Genomic DNA, 18995 nt, shown 5'->3' on the forward strand with positions numbered 1-18995 from the left:
GCGCAGGTGATGTTGAAAGGCGTTGTCGGTAAGAGCGTGATCTGCTAGTTACCTGGAAGAGGGCGGGGCGGGGAACTAGCAGATCCGTGTGCCGGGGGGGGTGAGAAGCCGGCGCCGGGGGTGAGAAGACGGTACCAGACAGGAACTCGGCGCAGACCAGACAGACCAGCGCGGCCCCGCGCCTACGCCAGCTCGTGCAGGTACGGCGTGTCGGCGCCGGTGCGGGAAACAGTGATGGCGGCGGCGCGGGCGGCGAAGTCCAGGATCTCGCGCCACTCGCCTTCGCCCAGCGCCAAGAGTGCGGAACGGTCGAGGCCGCGGGCGTCGAACTGGTGCACCAGCGCGGCCATGATGGTGTCGCCGGCTCCGATGGTGTCTGCGACCTCCACGGCGGGGGCTTGCACTTCGCAAACACCGAACGGTGCGCGGACGCGGATGCCGTTGCCACCGAGGGTGGTCACCACGATGGGCACGCCCGACGTGTCGCCGAGGAACTCGACTTCCTCGTCCGAAAGCTTCAGCACCGTGACCGATTCCAAAAGCCCGCGCAGGAACAGGCGGTGCTTCTCGGAGGAAAACGCGGGCCGCAGGTTGGGGTCCAGGCACACGATCGCGCCGTTGTCGGCGCTGACTCGCGCGGCTTCGGCGTAGCGCAGCGAGCCGGGTTCCAGGGCCAGGGACAACGTGCCGAACACGGCGTAGCCGTCCTCGACCGGCACCGGTTCGGCGAGCCGGTCCGCGGTGCCGTTGACGTAGAAGGTGTAGGAGGCGGAGCCGTCGTCACGCAATGCGGTCACTGCGAGGGTGGTGGGCTCCTCACCGCTGGGGCACTTCGAGAGGTCGACGTGAGCGTCGAGAAGAGATTGCCGCAGCGCCGCGCCGTACGAGTCGGAGGAGAGACGCGACTGGAACGCCACTGAAGACCCCAAGCGCCCCAACGCGCGGGCCACGTTGAACGGGCCGCCGCCGAGCGCCGGGGTGAGCGGCGCGAGCGGGCCGGGGGTAGCAGGCACGAGGTCGACCAGAGCTTCGCCGTACACGGTGATCATGCGTCATAGAATAAACACATGTCGTACCGGCCGAAACACCACCTCACCGCGCCTCAGGGCAGGCTCAACGACCCGAACGGGATGATGTTGCTCGGCGACGAGCTACATGTGTTCTACCAGCACGACCCGTCCTTCCCCGCCCAGCCCAAGCGCACCGGCTGGGGGCATGCGGTGACCACGCTGGGCTCGGGGGTGTGGCGGCACTTCCCGGACGCGCTCTACCCGGGCGTGTCGTACGACGAAAACGGCTGCTACTCCGGCTCGGGCGTGGTGCACGACGGCCAGATCCGCCTGTTTTACACCGGCAACGTCAAGCGCGACGGGAAACGGTTGACCAGCCAGAACATCGTCGACGTGGGCGACATCGAAGGCCCCATGGGCGGGACCTACCGCCGCCGCGACGACAACCCCGCGATCGAAGGCCCGGCGGACGGCTACACCGCGCACTACCGCGACCCGCACGTCACCCAGGCGCCGGACGGTACGTGGCGGATGGTGCTTGGCGCCCAGCGCGACAACGGCACAGGTGCGGCTGTGCTCTACACCTCGGACGACTTGGACACGTGGCAGTTCGCCGGCGAGATCGAGTTCGCGGGCCTGAACTACAACGTCGCCTCGGCCTACATGTGGGAGTGCCCGAACCTGCTGCGGATGCGCGATCAGGCCACGGGCGTGATGCGCGACGTGTTCGTGTTTTGCCCGCAGTTTCCGGATTCGGACGAGTGCGGGTACGTCGTCGGCAAGCTTGAAGGCCTGCGGTTCGAGGTCGAGCGGGACTTCACCCCGCTGGATTACGGCTCGGAGTTCTACGCGCCGCAGCTCATCAGCGACAACAACGGCGGCGCGCTCATGCTCGGCTGGATGGGGCTGCCCGCGCGCGACGACACCCCCACCTTCCACGCGGAGGGGTGGGTGCATCAGCTCACGCTGGTCAGGGAGCTTTCGCTTATCGACGGCCACCTGGCCACCGCCCTGCAGATCCCGGACGCCCACGACATGCTCGTCGAGCGGGTGGCGCTGGGGGACGCCCCCTGGGCGGCGGACCTCGTCGCCGAGGGGGAGCACACGTGCGCCACAGTGACCTGGCGGCCGGACGGAAAAGGGCGCGGCACCGTGTTGGTTGACGTGGGCGGGCGTATCCGGTGGGCCGAGTGCGCCGCAGGTGAGCTGGTGCTTACCGCGGACGGCGCGGCGGTGGAGTGTACCGCGGGCGACGGGGAAGTCGCGTTTTCTTTTGCCGTCTTTGCTCCCGGTGGGGCGCAGTGGTCGGCGCTGACACCTCAGTAGAAAGGAACAACTGTGCAACATAAGGACGTGGCCAGCCGAGTGCTGGCCGCCGTGGGCGGCGAGGACAACATCGTCGGCGCGGCGCACTGCGCCACGCGTCTGCGGATGGTGCTGAAGGATTCAACGCTTGCGGACACGGCCGCGCTGGAGAACGACCCCGACCTCAAGGGCGTGTTCGAAACCGGCGGGATGTACCAGATCATTGTCGGCCCTGGTGACGTGGACAGGGTGTTTGCGGCGATGGACGGGATGACGTCGAGAAGCATTGCGGTCTCCACCGAGGAGCTGAAAAGCGTGGCGGCGAACCAGGGCAGCTGGTTCACCCGCTCTATCAAGGTGTTCTCCGACATCTTTGTGCCGCTGATTCCGATCCTGGTCGGCGGCGGCCTGCTCATGGCGCTGAACAACGTGCTCACCGCCGAAGGGCTGTTCGGCGACGATTCCCTGGTGGGGATGTTCCCGCAGATCCAGGGGCTGACGGAGATCATCAACGTGCTGTCGTCCGCGCCGTTCGCCTTCTTGCCGGTGTTGGTGGGCTTTTCCGCGACGAAGCGCTTCGGCGGCAACGAGTACTTGGGCGCCGGCATGGGCATGGCAATGGTGCACCCGGCGCTGGTCAACGGCTACGACGTGGCCACGTCCATGGCGGAAGGCACCATGCCGTACTGGGACTTGTTCGGCTTCCCGGTGGCGCAGGGCGGCTACCAAGGAGCGGTGCTTCCGGTGCTGGCTGTCGCGTGGATTTTGGCCACGATTGAGAAGTGGTTCCACCGGCGCCTGAAGGGCACCGCGGACTTCTTGATCACGCCGCTGGCCACGCTTTTGATCACCGGGTTTATCACGTTCATCGCGGTCGGCCCGTTCGTACGCTGGCTCGGTGACCTGCTCATTCACGGCCTGGCCAGCCTGTACGACCTCGGCGGCCCGGTGGGCGGGTTCCTGTTTGGCCTGGTGTACTCGCCGATCGTGATCACGGGCCTGCACCAGTCCTTCCCGCCGATTGAGCTGGAGCTGTTCAACCAGGGCGGCTCGTTTATCTTCCCCACGGCATCCATGGCCAACATCGCGCAGGGCGCGGTGGCGCTGGCCGTGTACTTCCTGGCGCGCAACGCCAAGCTCAAGGGTCTGGCTGGGTCCTCGGGTGTCTCGGCGGTCTTCGGCATCACCGAGCCGGCGATCTTCGGCGTGAACCTGCGTCTGCGCTGGCCGTTCTACATCGGCATGGGCGCAGCGGCGATTGGTGCGATGCTGATCGCGCTTTTCGACGTCAAGGCCACCGCCCTCGGCGCCGCCGGTTTCATCGGCGTGGTGTCTATGCGCCCGGGCGATATGCCGACGTTCCTGGCGCTTGCTGCCGTCACGTTCGTCATCGCGTTCGCGGCAGCCTACGGCTACGGCCGCTACCTGGTGGGCAAGCAGGGGACCATCGACCCGGACGCCCCGGAGGATTCGCGCGCCGACGCCGCCGCGGCGGCCACGCTGCGCGAGGCATCCGCGGACGCGCTGCCTGTCGCGGCTCCGCTGACCGGCGAGGCACTGCCGCTTGCGGACGTCTCCGACCCGATGTTCGCCCAGGCCAAACTCGGCGAGGGCGTGGCAATCCGCCCGACGGTGGGGGAGCTGCGCTCGCCCCTCGACGGCAAAGTGGTGGTCACCTTCCCGTCCGCCCACGCCTACGCGGTGCGCGGCACCGGCTCCGACGGCAAGCCCGTGGACGTGCTGATGCACATCGGCTTCGACACCGTCAACCTCAAGGGCGAGCACTTCACCCCGCAGGTGAAGAAGGGCGACGAGGTGCGCGCGGGCGACCTGTTGGCCACCTTCGATATCGAGGGCATCGAGGCCGCCGGCTATGAGGTAACCACCCCGGTAGTGGTGTCCAACACGAAGAAGGTCGGCGAGGTCCTGCCGGGCCTGTTGCTGCCCGGCAGCGTCAGCACTGGTGAGAGGCTGTTCTCCGTGGAGCCGAAGCCAGCTGCGGTCGAGGCTCAGACGCCGCCGGCCAGCCGGTAGAGACGGTGGAAGTGGTGCACCGGCCCGTGGCCGCGCCCGACGTGTAGCTCGTCGGCGTGGGCGATGGCCTCGTGGAGCCACTCGCTGGCCCAGGTGGCGGCGGCGTTAGCGTCGGTGAGCACCATGCGCGTGGCCAGCGCCGCCGAGAGCGAGCACCCGGTGCCGTGGGTGTTGTTAGTCTCCACGCGCGGCACCTCAACGACGTGGGCGTCGCCTTCGGGGGTGACTAGCGCGTTGGAGGCGCGGTCGCCTCTGAGGTGGCCGCCTTTGACCAGCACGTTGACGTCCGCGTCGTTTGCGTAGGCGCGTCCCAGGGCCACCGCCTCTTCGAACGATTCCGGCTCGGGCTGGCCGCAGAGCACCGCCAGCTCTGGCAGGTTCGGGGTGACCACGGTGGCGTGGTCGCGGACCAGCTGACGCAGGGCGTCCTCCGCGTCGGCGGACAGCAGGCGGTCGCCGGAGGTGGCCACCATCACCGGGTCCACCACCACGACCGGCACGGGGTGGGCGGCGAGGTAGTCGGCCACGGTGCGGGTGGTTTCGGCGTCGCCGAGCATGCCGATCTTCACGGCGTCGACTGCGACGTCGTCGAACACCGCGTCGAGCTGCGCGCGCAGAAACGACTGCGGAGGAGTGTGGATCTCGCGCACACCCTGGGTGTTTTGGGCCACCAGCGCGGTGGTCACGCACATACCGTAGCCGCCGGCGGCCGCGATGGACTTCAGGTCGGCCTGGATGCCGGCACCGCCGGTGGGGTCGGTGCCGGCGATGGACAGAACTCTGGGAATTTGTGCCATGCCCGCCGACCGTACCGGGAAACTAGCCTGCGGCCACGGCGATGCGCTCTGCGAAGCGGGAGTAGTCCTCCCGGATAGCCAACAGTGGATCCACCACCGCGGTCTGGGAGACCTCGGCGACCTGCTTCTGCACCGCCGAGCGGGTGCGCCGCTTCACACCGGAGCCGAGCATCCCGCCGAACACCGAGGAGACCAGGCCGATGACTAGGCCGGTGAGCAGCCCCGCCATGATCAGCAGCGTCGGGATGGGCCAGCCCTCCACGTCGGGGACGAGGTCGCCGCCGAGCAGGGGAGTGAGCACGCCCGGCACGAACGCGACCAGCAGGTACCACAGCACGCCCACCAGGGCGGCCAGCAGCGCCAACCACTGGATTACGGTGAGCAGCGACCAGCCTTTGGACGGCTCCGCGGGCAGCGTGGTGCGGGCCACGGCGCGGTCCAGCTCCGCGGGCAGGCCAGCGGAGACTTCCTCGGCGCGGTCGGCCACGGCGGCGGACCACTCGTGCGGCAGCCCGTCGGTGACCGCCCCCGCGTAGTCGCGCACGCCCCGGTTGGCCACGGCCTTGGACGCGGCGTCGAGCTCCGGCATGGAGCTGCGGTGCACCCCGATCTCGTCGGATGCTTCGCGCAGCCCCAGCCGGCGCAGCGGGTCGGGTTTGAAGCGGGTGATCCAGGAGGTCAGCAGCCACCCGGTGCGCTCGCGCAGCCGTTTGCGGTAGGCCGCGGCGGTGGTCTCGGCGATGCGGTCCGCGCCGGCGGCCTGCGCGAGCACTGCGTCCAAGTCGCGTTTCGCATTCTTTGCGACGCCTCCGGCACCCCTCACCCCGGCATACCCCTCGGCTACAGAGCGGATGTCCGCCTCGATGCGTGCGGTCTGCGCAGTGTGCGCCTTGGCCACTTTCGCGATCGCGGCGCGCAGGTCGTCGATACCGGCGCCGGTCAGGGTGGAGGTGGGGACGACCTGGACGTTGGTGAGGCCGTCGTCACGCAACAGCCCCGCGTACGAGTCCGCGACGGTGCCGACATCGCCCGCGGCGAGCAGGTCGGCCTTGTTCAGCACCGCCAACGTCACGGCCGAGTGGTTTGCGTGCGGGCGGATGAACTGGTCGTGGATGACGGAATCCGCGTACTTCTCCGGGTCGGAGACCCACACCAGCACGTCCACCTGGCCGGCAAGGCGCTCGGCGATGGCGCGGTTGGATGCCTCCACCGAATCGAAATCGGGCAAGTCCAGCAGGATCAGCGGGCCAGCGCCGCGGGCGAACTCGCCTTCACGTGCGCGGCGGTCCTCCACACCCAGCCAGTCCAGCAGCTCCTCGGAGCCGTCCGGCTCCCAGATCGCAGCCAGCGGCGAAGAGGTGGTGGGGCGGCGCGCGGCGGCCTTGCCCAGGTCCTCGCCAACCACAGCGTTGAACAGGGAGGTCTTGCCGGAACCGGTCGCGCCGAAAAAGCCCACCACGGTGTGGTCGCCGGACAGCGCGCGGCGTTCCGCGCCCGCCTTCGCCACGCGCTCAAGGCCCTCGCGGTTGCGCGGCGAGAGGTACGGCGCGCCAATCTGCGCGGCCTGTTCAAGCGCCTCCAGCCGCTCGGTCAGGCCAGCTTTCTTCCTAAACATTGCCGTCCCCCTTGCCAAAGTTGCCGCGCAGCTGGTCAAACAGCCCGCGCAGCGTGCCGCGCTCGAAGCTGTCCTCCACATCCTCCTGCTTAGCGGGAAGCTGCGGGGCGCTGTGCCTATCGACGAGCCCAAGGAGCCTCACGTCCACAGCACGCTTCGCCTCCGCGGAAGCCTCCCGCATCTGCTCTGCGGTCGCGCCCTCGAGCAGCGGGTCCGTCAATACGTGGTAGCGGTCGCGCTCTGCGGCGAAGAGTTCGCCCAGGCGCTGGTTCAGGTCCTCGCGGGCCTGGACGACCATGCGGCGTACCGTGTCCTCGCCGAAGATCGTCTCAAGCAGCCTCTGGCCCAGCACGGCGGAGCCGCCCGCGATGGCCACCTCCCCGCCGGTAATGCCCGCAGTGGAGGCGAAAACCACAAGCATCAGCGCCACGGTGACCACGTTCAGGCCGAACGACATGATGCGGGCGCGCTGGCGCTTGTCGCCCGCGGTGTCCTGGATATGCTGCACCATGTCCTTTTGCCAGTCGCGCACCAGCTGCGCGGCCTTGTCGGAGATATCGGCGCTGGCGCGGGCGAGCGCCGGATCCGCCTCCGCGCGCAGCTCAGGGGCCACCGAACCGGTGTGGGACCACGCGCGCGACGCGGCGGTCTCGGCGGCATCCACAATCACGGCGTGCAGGCCGGACTCGATCTCGGTTTCCACCTCGCGAAGCGGCGCGGGCTGGCCGGTGAAAAAGCTGCCCACCTTGTCCACGGCACTGGAGAACCAGCGCTCGAAACCGCGGAACACGTCGGAGGTGCCGATGACGTCCTGCCAGCGGTCCATCACCTCCGAGCGCAGCAGCTTGCCGTCGGAAGTGGCGTCGATGACGTGCCGGTTCGCGGCGGTGTAGAACTCGTGGATCGACTCGTCCAACTGGTTGGCAAAGTTCTCCTGGCGCTCACGGCGGCCCACCAGGGCGTCCACGCGGGTCAGGACAGATTCCACGGCTCCCGCGACGGTCTTGCCGGCCACGTCGCGCCGGGCTGCGGTGTCGTCCGCGAGCGTGGTCAGGTACTCGCGAAGCGGCGCGACCAGCTCCTCGCCCAGGAACTCACCGGCCTGGTCGCCGCCCAGGTCCGCCACGAACGGGACGGTAAACACGGTGGCGTTGGACAGCCCGGCGTCGTTCATCATGCGGCGCAGGTCGTCCGGCACCGTTTCTGCGGCCTTCTCGTCGAGGCGGTTGAGCACCACCACCACCTCGATGCCGCGGCCGGCGGCGTCGTTGAGGAAGTTCCACACCAGCTGGTCCGCGTAGCGCGCTGGGGTGGTGACGAAGATCCACAGGTCCGCGGCGGCGAGGAGCTGGGACGCCAGGGCCCGGTTCTGGTCGTCGATGGAATCGAAATCGGGGGCGTCGAGAAGCGCCAAGCCCTCTGGAATCCGGGGCGTGTCCACGACACGCAGGGTGGTGGAGCGCTCATCGCCCGCGCCGTGGGAGCGGGCGAGGCCGGGCAGCACCTGCGGGGAGTTGAACCAGTCCGCGTCGCCCGGGTTGGCCACCAGCACCGGCTGGCGGGGGGTGGGGCGGATCACGCCCGGGTTGGACACCCGCTCGCGCAGAAGCGCGTTGACAAGAGTGGATTTGCCGGAGCCGGTGGAGCCGCCGATGACGGCGAGCAGGGGCGCGTCGAGATTGGCCAGGCGCGGCAGCACATAGTCGTCGAGTTGGTTGACTACGGCGCGGGCTTCGGAGGCGACGCCGACAGGCAACGCTGTGTCTGCCACCGCATCGCGCACGCCGCGCACGGCCTGAAGGACATCTGGGGCCGAGTGGGAAACAGGTGTATTCACCTGTCCCATTCTGGCAGACGGTGGGGGACTAGTCCTTGTAGTCCGTCTTGGTCAGGTTGAGCCAGCCGTAGAGCCCGCCCATGATGAAGCCGCCGCCGACGAAGTTGCCCAGCCACACGACAACCCAGTTGCGGATGACGTTCCAGTTGGTGAAGCCCTCGATCGTCTCCGGGCCGAGCGTGAAACCGCCCAGGCTGGTGAGGATGAAGTTCGCGATGGAGTGCTCGTAGCTCATGGTGGCAAACGACGGGATGATCAGGATGACACCCCACAGCTTCGCGCTGAAGTCCTTGCCGGCCTGGGTGGCCAGCATGAAGGCGATGTTCACAACGACGTTGGCCAGGATGGCCTCGACAAACAGCGTCGCACTCGACTTCTGCAGCTTGGCCACGAGCAAGTCGTGGAGGAATCCGTCCACCTCGACCATCTGGCCCATGGTGGTCCGGGAAATCAACCATGAAATCGCCACTGCACCAATGAGGTTGAAGACGGTGACGAACAGGACTAGCAACAGGCCCTTGACCACCGTGTTCTTCTTATGCAGTGCACCGTAGGTCATGAACATCATGTCGCCTGTGGCAAGTTCGCCTTGCAGCACGATGATGATGTACAGCGTGGAGGCGAAGATGGCGCCGAACGCGTACTTGCCCCAGCCCGGGGCGTAGCCGTCCAGCAGTTGGGCAGTGGAGGCGGCGAACGCCGTCATGATGCCCAGGTACACGCCCGCCAGAACTGCACGGGTGGCAAACCGGGCGGGCTCTTGGGTAAAGAGGTCAACCTTGTTCTTGATCGCCGTAGGGGCGGCTTCGTAAAAACTCACGGGTTCTAACGTACAAGAGGTCATACCTTATGGCGAAACATTGCTGTGTTGCTGAAAGGGCCGTGACCTGGGTTGATGGTAAATTCGCGGCGTGATGTGGCTAGATTCACAGACGCAAGTCAATTTCTAGGGGTGTTGTTCGGGTAGGGGGCGGGTGACGGGTGGGCCGCGTCTCGGGTGTGGCCGGTCGCGCAGTGAAAGAAAATCCTCGTTTGCGACACACGTCGCAAAATCTGGCGGTAACGTCATCGACGCAAGGTCGTCTTTTATGGAGGCCAGCGCCCACTGTTTTCCGTGACTTTTTGGAGATTGCAATGAAACTTCGCCGTCTTGTTGCCGCAGCGGCTGTCGCTTCTACCGTCGTTGTCGCTGCGCCGGCAGCATCCGCACAGCCCGCGCCGGAACCGCTGAACCGCGTTCTGTACGAAATCTACAAGGTTGGTGGCTGGGAGGCTCAGAACATCATCCTCGTGCCGGCAGCGTTGTCTTCCCTGAACATCATCGTCGGCATCATCCAGTCCATCGTCGCCGCCGCAAAGTAAAACACGCGACTCGAAAAGTCCCTGAAAGGAATAAGTGAACATGAAGTTCCGTCGTATCGCCGCTGTTGCTCTCGCGGCTGCTGTTGTAACCGGCGCCAACGCCCCCGTCGCAGAGGCGGCCACCTATCCGGAGCCGCTGAACCAGGTCATCAACGAGATGCGCGCCTACGGTGGCCCGCAGGCTCCGAACCTGCTGCTGGTCCCGGCTGCCCTGTCTTCGGTCGGTTGGATCCTCAGCATCCTGTCGCTCGCTGGCGTGCTTGGCGTCGGTGCCGCCACCGCAAGCTCTGTCTAAAACTGTAAGGCGAGCTATTCGTCCCGCCCCCCGCCCGTCGGGGAGCGGGCGTTTTGCTTTCTTGGGTGAGATTTGGGGAATCGGCCCAGCTCGTGGTTGAATACTCCAGTTGTCTACTGCTGGTCGGGTGCGACGCGCGTTTCCGAGCTGAGCATCCGAGACCCTTCGACCACGTGATGGTTCGTCGATAAGCAATAGGCACCGAAAGCATTGACCACGTGCGTGCAGGACGGAAATCTGGCGCACATTGATCCAGGTCAGGAGACCAACTGTGATTCAGAAAGAATCGCGTCTGAAGGTCGCCGACAACACTGGTGCACGCGAAATTCTGTGCATCAACGTTCTCGGCGGTTCTGTTCGACGCTTCGCCGGCATCGGCGACACGATTGTCGCCACCGTGAAGGAAGCTGCCCCGGGCGGCAACGTCAAGGAGGGTGAGGTCGTCAAGGCTGTCATCGTCCGCGCGAAGAAGGAAACCCGTCGTCCGGACGGCTCCTACATCTCCTTCGACGAGAACGCTGCCGTCATCATCAAGAACGACACCGAGCCGCGCGGCACCCGCATCTTCGGCCCGGTCGCTCGTGAGCTGCGCGACAAGCGCTTCATGAAGATCGTGTCTCTCGCACCGGAGGTGATCTAAGTATGAAGATCAAGAAGGGCGATATGGTCCAGGTCATCGCCGGCAAGGACAAGGGCGCTCAGGGCCGCGTCATCGAGGCGTACCCGCAGCGTGACAAGGTCCTGGTCGAGGGCGTGAACCGCATCAAGAAGCACGTCGCAAACTCCTACACCGAGCGCGGCGCCGAGTCCGGCGGCATTGTCACCCAGGAAGCCCCGATCCACGTGTCCAACGTGATGATCCTGGATTCCGACGGTAAGCCGACCCGCGTCGGCTTCCGCTTCGACGAGGACGGCAAGAAGATCCGCGTAGCCAAGTCGAACGGGAAGGACATCTAATGACTGAGAGCATTCAGAACTACACCCCCCGCCTGAAGACGCGTTACCAGGACGAGATCCGCACCAAGCTCAACGACGAGTTCTCCTACGACAACGTCATGCAGATCCCGGGCCTGACCAAGATCGTCGTGAACATGGGTGTGGGCGACGCCGCCCGCGACTCCAAGGTCATCAACGGTGCGCTCGAGGACCTCACCGCGATCACCGGCCAGAAGCCGCAGCTGCGTCGCGCGAAGAAGTCCATCGCTAACTTCAAGCTCCGCGAAGGCATGCCGATCGGCGCGAAGGTCACCCTCCGCGGCGACCGCATGTGGGAGTTCCTGGACCGCCTGCTGACCGTCGCCCTGCCGCGTATCCGCGACTTCCGAGGCCTGAACGACAAGCAGTTCGACGGCAACGGCAACTACACCTTCGGCCTGTCCGAGCAGACCATGTTCTACGAGATCGACATCGACAAGATCGATCGCGTCCGTGGCATGGACATCACGCTCGTTACCACTGCCACGAACGACGACGAGGGTCGCGCCCTGCTGACGCACCTCGGCTTCCCGTTCGCTGACAAGGACGGCAAGATGAAGCGCGCGTAAGTTTGCGCTTGCTTGACGCCCCCGGTTCTTTCTAGACCGGGGGCGTTTTGCGTGTGTGGGGTTGGGCGCCTCGGGCGTCTTGCTAACCGTAGATTTCGAACGGAAGACTTCGAAAACGGTGCTAAATCGGGTCGTTTTCGAAGTCCTCCGTTCGAAAACCAAGCGCTAGGGTGTGCGTGTACCCCGCCACACGTGCTTTCAGTTGCCGGAGTCGGGCGGGAACGCCAAATCGAGCAGCTCTATGTCGGTGAGGGTTTCCGGGTTGTGCCACAGGACAGCTTCAATCCGGCCGTCGTGGTTGTAAAGGGTGACCCAGTGCTCGTAGAGGACGATTCCTGCACGCCCGTCGTCGGCCCAGGGGATGCCGAGGTCGTCGAGTTTCTCAGTGAACCTCGACACCGGGATGTGGAACGGGATGCCCAGGAAACTGGCGTTGTTCTGCGGGCTGATCTCGAGCTCGGTCACCACCCCGTCCTTCTCTGTGGCCGTGGCCGCGAACGCTTGTCCGTCCAGGCTCAGGGTCGCCTGATACCCGTTTCCGAGGAATTCGTCCCAGTTCATGCGGTCGATGATGGGGGTCGGCTCAGGATTGCCCATCGCGTCCAGCACATCCTCGAACCTCAACGGGCAGTCCATGGTGAAATCGACGAGCGGCTCGTAATCTGCGCGGTCCTCGGCCGGTTTGGTGGGGGAGGTGGTGCGTGCGGCTGCCGCAGCGGCTTCGGCTTGCACGTTTGCGTCGTAGATCTTCCGCACTGTCTCAACGGGGCCAACAATCGACACCACTCCAGGCTCGTAGGCGACGGTGACGCCCTGCTCATCGACGCCCGCGCGTTCGATCATGCGCGCGCCTATCGACGGCCCGTCCTCCGCGAGCACCGGTGGGAGGAAGTCATCGAAGACGAACACGTTGCCCACGTCGTCGATCTCGGTGAAGTGGAGCGTTTCGCCGGTGACCCGGCTGCGTGCGGCGGCGAGCGAGCGGATGAAGTGGAGGTAGTCGTCCTTGTTGGGCGACAGTGCGACTCCTAACTGTTCCCAGTATTTCACCCTGTTCGATGTGAGGTCCGCGATGGCATCCAACGCGTTCATGGCGATGTCATCGACCGGGTCTGGGGCGTCGGGCCATGCACCATCAACCGCGTTGTCGAGTTGGTCGTAGCAGGTGTCCATCCGGGCACGTGCGTCGTCGTGAAGCGAAAAGTCCCTCGTTGCTTCATCGAACTCGATGCTGTTGATGATGGCGGTGACCTCCGGCCACCTCGCTGTGCAGGGCCGGGCGTAACCGTGGAGGAATACTTTCGCGGTTTGCAGGGCGCCGAGCGCTGAGGCGGTTGTGGATCCGGCGTGTTGGAGTGCTTCGTCGTAGAACATCGGACGTTGACCTCCTCGTGTGAATGGAAGCTTTCTGTTTCTTCGCACATGCGAGTTATTATGCGCTTCGTAATTTATGCAGGCGAGACGGCAGGAAGCGTCCATGTCATTCTTCTCCCGGGGTGCGATTATCGCACCCAAGGAATTTAACCGCTGGCTCATCGTCCCGGCAGCGTTGGCGATCCATCTCTCCATCGGGCAGGTGTACGGGTTCTCTGTGTTTAAGAAGGCGATGATGGAGCACTTCGGGGTGGGGGAAGTTGCCGTGGGGTGGATCTTCTCGCTGGCTATCGGGATGCTGGGCACCTCGTCTGCGCTGTTCGGCTCGTGGGTGGAAAAGGTCGGCCCGCGCGCGTCAATGTCTGTGGCAGGCGTGCTGTGGGTGGTCGGTTTCCTGGTGGCCACGCTGGGCATCAGCACCGGCAACCTCTGGCTGGTGTACTTCGGCTACGGGTTCATCGGCGGCATTGGCCTGGGCATCGGCTACATCTCTCCCGTGTCCACGCTTATGAAGTGGTTCCCGGACCGGCCGGGCCTGGCCACCGGGCTTGCGATCATGGGCTTTGGCGGCGGCGCGCTCATCGCGTCGCCGGCGTCGAATCGGCTGATGGAGGCGTTCGGCGGCGGGGCCGAGCTCGCGGACCGTGCCGCGGGTCTCGAACCGACGTTCATCACCCTTGCGGTGGTGTATCTGTTGGTCATCGCCATGGGTGCGTACTGCATCCGGCTGCCGCACCCGGACTGGACCCCGTCGGGCGCGCCGAAGACCAAGGTGAAACCGGCGAAGGTCGCCATCGTCGGAGCCAACGTCAGCGCAAACAACGCGATTCGCACACCACAGTTCTGGTGCCTGTGGGTGATCCTGTTCTGCAACATCACCGCCGGCATCGGCATCCTGGAAAACGCCGCGCCGATGGTGCAGGACTACTACCCGGCGCTGAGTGCTGCGGCCGCCGCCGGCTTCGTCGGGTTGCTGTCGCTGGCCAACATGGGCGGTCGCTTCATCTGGTCGTCCGCCTCCGACGTGATCGGCCGGAAGAACATCTACATGGTCTACCTGGGCGTTGGCTTGATCTTCTACTTCGTGGTGGCGTCCGCCGGCCACACCAGTCTGGCGCTGTTCGTTGTCAGCACCCTGATCCTGCTCACCTTCTACGGCGGCGGGTTCGCCACCATCCCGGCGTACCTGCGCGACCTGTTCGGGGTCTACCAGGTCGGCGCGATCCACGGCCGGTTGCTCACCGCCTGGTCCGCGGCGGGCGTGGCGGGCCCGCTGATCATCAACATGGTGGTGGAGCGCCAGGCCAGCCGCGGCAACTCCGGTCCGGAGCTGTACCAGCTCTCGCTGTACATCATGTGTGTGCTGCTCGCGGTGGGGCTTGTGGCGAACGTGTTGGTCAGGCCTGTTGCGGAGAAGTGGTTCGAGGACCCGGAGAAAGTGGCCGCGAAGGTGGAGGCGGATCGTGCGTCGGCGAGAGAGTCCGCAACGACGGCGGCCAGCGGTAGAGCTGGATCCATCCACGCGCTGGTGGCGACCGTGCTCGCGCTAGTCATCGCGGCGCTGCTGGTCTACGGGCTGTGGGAGACTGCAGTGAAGGCCTCGCAGATGTTCGCCGGCTAAGCCCCCCTTAGGCCCCGGCGTAGACGCTGAAACGTTCGGCGCTCACCTCGCCGACGAGCACGGTGTTGGTGGCCCGGGCGAGTTCCACGGCCATCGACGTTACGCCGGCGGTGGTGGCCACCGCGCCGAATCCGGCTGCTGCGGCGGCGCGCACGCTTTCGAAGCCCACCTGCGCATCGGTGGCGAGGGTGAGGGTGGGGGACGGGAGGGCGTCGAGAAGCATGTGCCCCGCAAGCTTGTGCACGGCGTTCAAAGGATCGAGGTCCTGGCGCCCCGCATCGCCCGCGACGGCCGTGGGCAAGTCGCGCGTGCGGTGCTGCGACAACACCCCGGGAAGCGCGAAGATTGCGGACGGGTCGAGCTCCATGAACTCGTCGCGCACGTCGAGGTTGGCGGCGAGCTCGCGCACGCGTTGCTCCGCGGAGATGCCGCACGCGTCGCCGGGGATCGGGTCGATGAATTGCGGGGCCGAGGGTCGCGCGAGCTGGACATCCAGCAGGTTGTAGGTGTTTTCGCCGCCGATCGCGCCCTCGCAGTAGCGGGCGGTGACCACGTCTTCGACACGCGTGATCATCCCGCGCGCCAGCAGCAGGCCGTGGGCGAGTTCGATGTCGTGGCCCGGGGTGCGCATCAGCGTTGCGACGCTCACACCACCGGCCCGAATCTCCAACGGCTCTTCAACCGCGACCTGGCCCGCACGGGTGTCGCGGGTGCCGTCGGCGGAAATCTTGGTCACTGCGAAGCTGCGTTTGGTCCTGCTCACGGAAACCGATGGTATCGCCGGATTGTTAACTCGCGAACTTGCGGCGAATCTACGTGCGAAAACGCGGGTTATCCACAGGGGTGCGAACGCAAATTCCACAAGCCCGAAAACATCCGCCTTGACGCCCCGCTACAACTGCACCCACACATCCGAACACAGAAAGGGGTGGGTGCGTCCGATGCGTACCGAAGGCAAGATCAAACAACGACTGCAGAAACTGCTCAACCAGGCCCGCGACCGTGAGGGCACGCCGGAGGGCGACGCGTTCTACGCCAGGGCGTTCGAGCTCATGGCGGAGTACGGCTACGAACAACGCGACCTGGACACCGAGGACGGCGACGAGGTGGGTCAGCGCACCTACGAGTTCGCCGGCGCATACACCGAGATGCAGGCGAACCTGCTGCTGACCATCGCATTCGCGCTGCACTGCACCGGATTTTCGCAGCGCGTGTACAACTCCACGCGCATGAAAGACGCCGTCATCTTCGGCTGCGCGCGCCACCTGGAGCGGGTGGACATGCTCTACGCGATGCTATTGCCCGTGATGCTGGCGGATGCGCAAAAAGTGCGCGCGACCAGCTGGAGCGAATCAGCGGTGGTGCGCCGCCGCAACTTCATGTCCGGCTTCGCCGCCAGCATCGGCGCACGCCTCGCCGAAGCTGAAAAGACCGTGGAGGAATCGGACGGGGAGTATGGGCTCGTGCTTGTCGACGACTTCCAGAAAGCCACCGAAGCCCGCGACAATTTCGCCGCAGAGATGGGCTTCTTTTTAGGCAGTTTCTCGTCCAAGCGGTCCTTCGACGCGGATGCGTTCGACCAGGGCCACGAGGCGGGGCAGCGCTCCGACATTGGGCAGACGCGGGTGCGCTCGCTCCCGGCGCTGCCGTTCTAGCGGGGACTACTCGTCGTTCACGAGCCACGCCGCCGCGGCCACGATCATCGCCTCGGCCGCGCGGTCGAGCGTGGGCTGCAGGTCGGGCGCGAAGGTCGGGGAGTGGTTGCCGGGGGCGTTTTCCCAGTCCTTGAAGCCGCCCAAGCCCCAGTAGGTGTACGGCACGCCGAGCGCGTCCGGGATGATCGAGAAGTCCTCCGAGGCGGGGATCTGGTCCAAGTCCGTGGCATCGCTGCCGAAGTGGGCGTCGAATGCGCCGCGAACGCGGGAGGTGGTCTCCGGGTCGTTGTCCGTGAGCGGGTACTCGTCGTAGAAGGTGATCTCCGGCTCCCGCGGGCTGCCCGCTGCGGCGCACTCGCCCTCGACGATGCGGGTGATCGCGCTGCGCAGCGTGTCGCTGACCTCGCGGGTGTAGGCGCGAGTGTTGACCAGAAGTTTGGCGGTTTCCGGGATCACGTTCGCCTTCACGCCGGAGTGGATCGCGCCGACGGTGAGCACTGCGGTGTCTTTCGCCTGCACCTCGCGGGAGACCACCGTGTGCAGGCGGGTGACGATGTTGGAGGCGAGCAGGACCGGGTCCACGCCCTTTTCCGGCATGGAGCCGTGGGTGCCTTTGCCCCACACGGTGATCTGGGCGGAAAACGCCTGGGACATGAACGGCCCCGGGTGGGTGCCCACGACACCTGCGGGCAGCATCGGCAACACGTGCTGGCCCAGGTAGACGTCCGGCTTCGGCATTGCCTCGCGGATGCCGTTGGCCAGCATCACCCGCGATCCGGCGTACGCCTCCTCCGCGGGCTGGAACACGGCGACCAGGGTGCCGCGCCAGCAGTCGCGGTTGGCGGCGAACGCCTCCAGCGCGCCGAGCACGCCCATGATGTGGAAGTCGTGCCCGCAGGCGTGGGCGACGTGCTCCTCGCGGCCGCTGACAGCGTCCACCTGCGTGGCGGTGGAGGCGTAGGGCTTGCCGGAGCGCTCCTGCACCGGCAGGCCGTCGATGTCCGCGCGGATGGCTACCACCGGGCCGGGGCCGTTCTCCAATACGCACACGGTGCCGGTTTCGCCCACCTGCGTGTGTGGCAGCTGCAGCGCGTCCAGCCGCGAGCGGATCTTCGAGGACGTCTGCAGCTCCTGCAGCGACAACTCGGGATGCTGGTGGAACCAGACGTAAAGTTCCTCGCGGGCCTCGCGCGTGGCGGCCAGCGATTTAACAAGCTGTGCAAGGGCTGTATCCATGCAGGGCAGTCTATGGGGTTGTGAAAGTCCTGCGCCTCGGTGGGGCGGTGAACGTGGCCGTCGATAAGCGATTTGCTCATTGATGCAGGAAAGCGGTAAGTTACCCCCTCGGACTTGCGCGCCGACGATTCGGCCTGCGCAAGCCGAAGTACATTTGAACATCCAACTTTGTTGCAGGCCCCCCGCCAAGATGCGGACCGCGTGCAAGGGAGGCGGCGAGCGGCCCACGCTACTGAGTGTGGGCAGCGTGAGTAGCCCCCGACAGACCATGCGGAAAACGCGACCTCAAGCGCTCACGCGCGGCAGGTCACCCGGTGGATGGGAACCGCAACGAGAAAGGTAACGGTCACCACAATGACCATGACTGATCCGATCGCGGACATGCTGTCGCGCGTGCGCAACGCAGCAACTGCGCAGCACGACACCGTGTCTATGCCTTCGTCCAAGATCAAGGTGAACATCGCCGAGATCTTGAAGCAGGAAGGCTACATCGAAGACTACAAAGTTGAGGAAGAGAAGGTCGCCAAGTCGCTGACGCTCAACCTCAAGTACGGCCCGACCCGCGAGCCTTCTATCGCTGGTCTGCGCCGCGTGTCCAAGCCGGGCCTGCGCGTGTACGCGAAGTCCAACGACCTGCCTCAGGTGCTCGGTGGCTTGGGCGTGGCAATCATCTCCACGTCCCACGGCCTGCTCACCGACCGCCAGGCTCAAGAGAAGGGTGTAGGCGGGGAAGTCCTCGCTTACGTCTGGTAAAGGGGAGGTTGAAAGACTTATGTCTCGTGTAGGTAATGCACCCATCGCAATCCCGAACAACGTCGAGGTGAAGATCGACGGCCAGCACGTCGAGGTCAAGGGCCCGAAGGGCACCAAGGACCTGGATATGCCGGCACCGATCACCGCTTCCGTCGAGGACAACCAGATCCTGGTGGCTCGTCCGGACGACCACCGTGACAACCGCTCGCTGCATGGCCTGACCCGCTCCCTGATCAACAACATGGTCGTGGGCGTGACCGAGGGCTACAAGATCAACATGGAGATCTTCGGCGTCGGCTACCGCGTGCAGCAGAAGGGTAAGGACCTCGAGTTCTCCCTCGGCTACTCGCACCCGATCCTGATCGAGGCGCCGGAAGGCATCACGTTCTCCGTCGACGGCAACACCAAGTTGGCCATCGAAGGTTCCGATAAGCAGCAGGTTGGCCAGATTGCGGCAAACATCCGCCGTCTGCGTAAGGATGACCCGTACAAGGGTAAGGGCATCCGTTACGCCGGCGAGCAGGTCCGCCGCAAGGTCGGAAAGACGGGTAAGTAAT

At 65.7% G+C, this 18995-nt stretch carries 18 protein-coding genes and 1 pseudogene; 11 read left to right on the top strand and 8 right to left on the bottom strand.

Annotated elements, in window-relative coordinates; genetic code table 11:
- Positions 1-182: 182 nt before the first annotated feature.
- The gene (locus tag HMPREF2791_RS07905; protein ID WP_070844958.1) at positions 183-1049 is read right to left on the bottom strand and encodes a carbohydrate kinase family protein; all 867 of its coding nucleotides are present in this window, start codon (positions 1047-1049) and stop codon (positions 183-185) included.
- 18 nt (positions 1050-1067) lie between these two features.
- On the opposite strand from HMPREF2791_RS07905, the gene HMPREF2791_RS07910 reads away from it, so the two are divergent.
- Positions 1068-2336, top strand: a complete 1269-nt coding sequence (locus HMPREF2791_RS07910) for a glycoside hydrolase family 32 protein (RefSeq protein ID WP_070844959.1) — start codon at positions 1068-1070, stop codon at positions 2334-2336.
- A gap of 12 nt (positions 2337-2348) precedes the next feature.
- Positions 2349-4349 carry a sucrose-specific PTS transporter subunit IIBC gene (locus tag HMPREF2791_RS07915; protein ID WP_070844960.1) on the top strand — a complete coding sequence of 667 codons (2001 nt, stop codon included), beginning with the start codon at positions 2349-2351 and terminating at the stop codon, positions 4347-4349.
- Here the strand turns inward: HMPREF2791_RS07915 and thiD are convergent.
- The 4 genes and pseudogenes from thiD to HMPREF2791_RS07935 form a co-directional block, all read right to left on the bottom strand.
- Positions 4337-5146, bottom strand: a pseudogene (gene thiD, locus HMPREF2791_RS07920) (bifunctional hydroxymethylpyrimidine kinase/phosphomethylpyrimidine kinase); the annotation flags it as partial. The gene HMPREF2791_RS07915 and the pseudogene thiD overlap by 13 nt on opposite strands.
- 22 nt (positions 5147-5168) lie before the next feature.
- Positions 5169-6761, bottom strand: a complete 1593-nt coding sequence (locus HMPREF2791_RS07925) for a GTPase family protein (protein WP_070844962.1) — start codon at positions 6759-6761, stop codon at positions 5169-5171.
- Positions 6754-8607, bottom strand: a complete 1854-nt coding sequence (locus tag HMPREF2791_RS07930; protein ID WP_070844963.1) for a GTPase family protein — start codon at positions 8605-8607, stop codon at positions 6754-6756. Before HMPREF2791_RS07930 ends, HMPREF2791_RS07925 begins: the two co-directional genes overlap by 8 nt.
- A gap of 19 nt (positions 8608-8626) precedes the next feature.
- The gene (locus HMPREF2791_RS07935) at positions 8627-9418 is read right to left on the bottom strand and encodes a formate/nitrite transporter family protein (RefSeq protein ID WP_070474987.1); all 792 of its coding nucleotides are present in this window, start codon (positions 9416-9418) and stop codon (positions 8627-8629) included.
- A gap of 314 nt (positions 9419-9732) precedes the next feature.
- Between HMPREF2791_RS07935 and HMPREF2791_RS07940 the strand changes: the two genes are divergently transcribed.
- From HMPREF2791_RS07940 to rplE, 5 genes are all read left to right on the top strand, one after another.
- Positions 9733-9960: a hypothetical protein gene (locus tag HMPREF2791_RS07940; RefSeq protein ID WP_070844964.1), complete on the top strand. Its 228-nt coding sequence runs from the start codon at positions 9733-9735 to the stop codon at positions 9958-9960.
- A 40-nt stretch (positions 9961-10000) separates the two neighbouring features.
- A complete protein-coding gene (locus HMPREF2791_RS07945) occupies positions 10001-10255 on the top strand; it encodes a hypothetical protein (protein WP_070474985.1) in 255 nt (84 codons plus the stop codon).
- Between the two features lie 271 nt (positions 10256-10526).
- Positions 10527-10895, top strand: a complete 369-nt coding sequence (gene rplN / locus HMPREF2791_RS07950) for a 50S ribosomal protein L14 (protein WP_070474984.1) — start codon at positions 10527-10529, stop codon at positions 10893-10895.
- Positions 10896-10897: 2 nt separating this feature from the next.
- The gene (rplX, locus tag HMPREF2791_RS07955) at positions 10898-11212 is read left to right on the top strand and encodes a 50S ribosomal protein L24 (RefSeq protein ID WP_063937568.1); all 315 of its coding nucleotides are present in this window, start codon (positions 10898-10900) and stop codon (positions 11210-11212) included.
- Entirely contained in the window at positions 11212-11799 is a 588-nt protein-coding gene (rplE, locus tag HMPREF2791_RS07960) for a 50S ribosomal protein L5 (RefSeq protein ID WP_070474983.1), read from the top strand. The genes rplX and rplE overlap by 1 nt, the downstream gene beginning before the upstream one ends.
- Positions 11800-11997: 198 nt before the next feature.
- On the opposite strand, the gene HMPREF2791_RS07965 is transcribed toward rplE, so the two are convergent.
- Positions 11998-13173 (bottom strand): hypothetical protein, encoded by a 1176-nt coding sequence (locus HMPREF2791_RS07965; protein WP_070474982.1) that lies wholly within the window; start codon positions 13171-13173, stop codon positions 11998-12000.
- A 103-nt stretch (positions 13174-13276) separates the two neighbouring features.
- Between HMPREF2791_RS07965 and HMPREF2791_RS07970 the strand changes: the two genes are divergently transcribed.
- Positions 13277-14794: an OFA family MFS transporter gene (locus HMPREF2791_RS07970; RefSeq protein WP_070844965.1), complete on the top strand. Its 1518-nt coding sequence runs from the start codon at positions 13277-13279 to the stop codon at positions 14792-14794.
- A 7-nt stretch (positions 14795-14801) separates the two neighbouring features.
- Here the strand turns inward: HMPREF2791_RS07970 and HMPREF2791_RS07975 are convergent, their stop codons facing one another.
- Entirely contained in the window at positions 14802-15557 is a 756-nt protein-coding gene (locus HMPREF2791_RS07975) for a formate dehydrogenase accessory sulfurtransferase FdhD (RefSeq protein ID WP_070474980.1), read from the bottom strand.
- A 178-nt stretch (positions 15558-15735) separates the two neighbouring features.
- On the opposite strand from HMPREF2791_RS07975, the gene HMPREF2791_RS07980 reads away from it, so the two are divergent.
- Entirely contained in the window at positions 15736-16449 is a 714-nt protein-coding gene (locus tag HMPREF2791_RS07980; protein WP_070474979.1) for a DUF2786 domain-containing protein, read from the top strand.
- Between the two features lie 6 nt (positions 16450-16455).
- On the opposite strand, the gene HMPREF2791_RS07985 is transcribed toward HMPREF2791_RS07980, so the two are convergent.
- A complete protein-coding gene (locus tag HMPREF2791_RS07985; RefSeq protein WP_070844966.1) occupies positions 16456-17685 on the bottom strand; it encodes an amidohydrolase in 1230 nt (409 codons plus the stop codon).
- Positions 17686-18039: 354 nt separating this feature from the next.
- Here HMPREF2791_RS07985 and rpsH point away from each other — a divergent pair, with 354 nt between their 5' ends.
- Entirely contained in the window at positions 18040-18438 is a 399-nt protein-coding gene (gene rpsH, locus HMPREF2791_RS07990) for a 30S ribosomal protein S8 (protein WP_034997275.1), read from the top strand.
- Between the two features lie 19 nt (positions 18439-18457).
- Positions 18458-18994, top strand: a complete 537-nt coding sequence (rplF, locus tag HMPREF2791_RS07995) for a 50S ribosomal protein L6 (protein WP_070474977.1) — start codon at positions 18458-18460, stop codon at positions 18992-18994.
- The last annotated feature ends 1 nt before the right edge of the window (position 18995 follow it).

This window comes from Corynebacterium sp. HMSC034A01 (genome assembly GCF_001838175.1).
Lineage (GTDB): Bacteria > Actinomycetota > Actinomycetes > Mycobacteriales > Mycobacteriaceae > Corynebacterium.

Coding starts and splice junctions, on each gene's coding strand:
- rplF (WP_070474977.1), top strand. CDS start 18,458: ATGTCTCGTGTAGGTAATGCACCCATCGCAATCCCGAACAACGTCGAG.
- HMPREF2791_RS07980 (WP_070474979.1), top strand. CDS start 15,736: ATGCGTACCGAAGGCAAGATCAAACAACGACTGCAGAAACTGCTCAAC.
- HMPREF2791_RS07930 (WP_070844963.1), bottom strand. CDS start 8,607: ATGGGACAGGTGAATACACCTGTTTCCCACTCGGCCCCAGATGTCCTT.
- rplX (WP_063937568.1), top strand. CDS start 10,898: ATGAAGATCAAGAAGGGCGATATGGTCCAGGTCATCGCCGGCAAGGAC.
- HMPREF2791_RS07965 (WP_070474982.1), bottom strand. CDS start 13,173: ATGTTCTACGACGAAGCACTCCAACACGCCGGATCCACAACCGCCTCA.
- HMPREF2791_RS07905 (WP_070844958.1), bottom strand. CDS start 1,049: ATGATCACCGTGTACGGCGAAGCTCTGGTCGACCTCGTGCCTGCTACC.
- HMPREF2791_RS07940 (WP_070844964.1), top strand. CDS start 9,733: ATGAAACTTCGCCGTCTTGTTGCCGCAGCGGCTGTCGCTTCTACCGTC.
- HMPREF2791_RS07985 (WP_070844966.1), bottom strand. CDS start 17,685: ATGGATACAGCCCTTGCACAGCTTGTTAAATCGCTGGCCGCCACGCGC.
- HMPREF2791_RS07970 (WP_070844965.1), top strand. CDS start 13,277: ATGTCATTCTTCTCCCGGGGTGCGATTATCGCACCCAAGGAATTTAAC.
- HMPREF2791_RS07945 (WP_070474985.1), top strand. CDS start 10,001: ATGAAGTTCCGTCGTATCGCCGCTGTTGCTCTCGCGGCTGCTGTTGTA.
- rpsH (WP_034997275.1), top strand. CDS start 18,040: ATGACCATGACTGATCCGATCGCGGACATGCTGTCGCGCGTGCGCAAC.
- HMPREF2791_RS07910 (WP_070844959.1), top strand. CDS start 1,068: ATGTCGTACCGGCCGAAACACCACCTCACCGCGCCTCAGGGCAGGCTC.
- rplE (WP_070474983.1), top strand. CDS start 11,212: ATGACTGAGAGCATTCAGAACTACACCCCCCGCCTGAAGACGCGTTAC.
- HMPREF2791_RS07925 (WP_070844962.1), bottom strand. CDS start 6,761: ATGTTTAGGAAGAAAGCTGGCCTGACCGAGCGGCTGGAGGCGCTTGAA.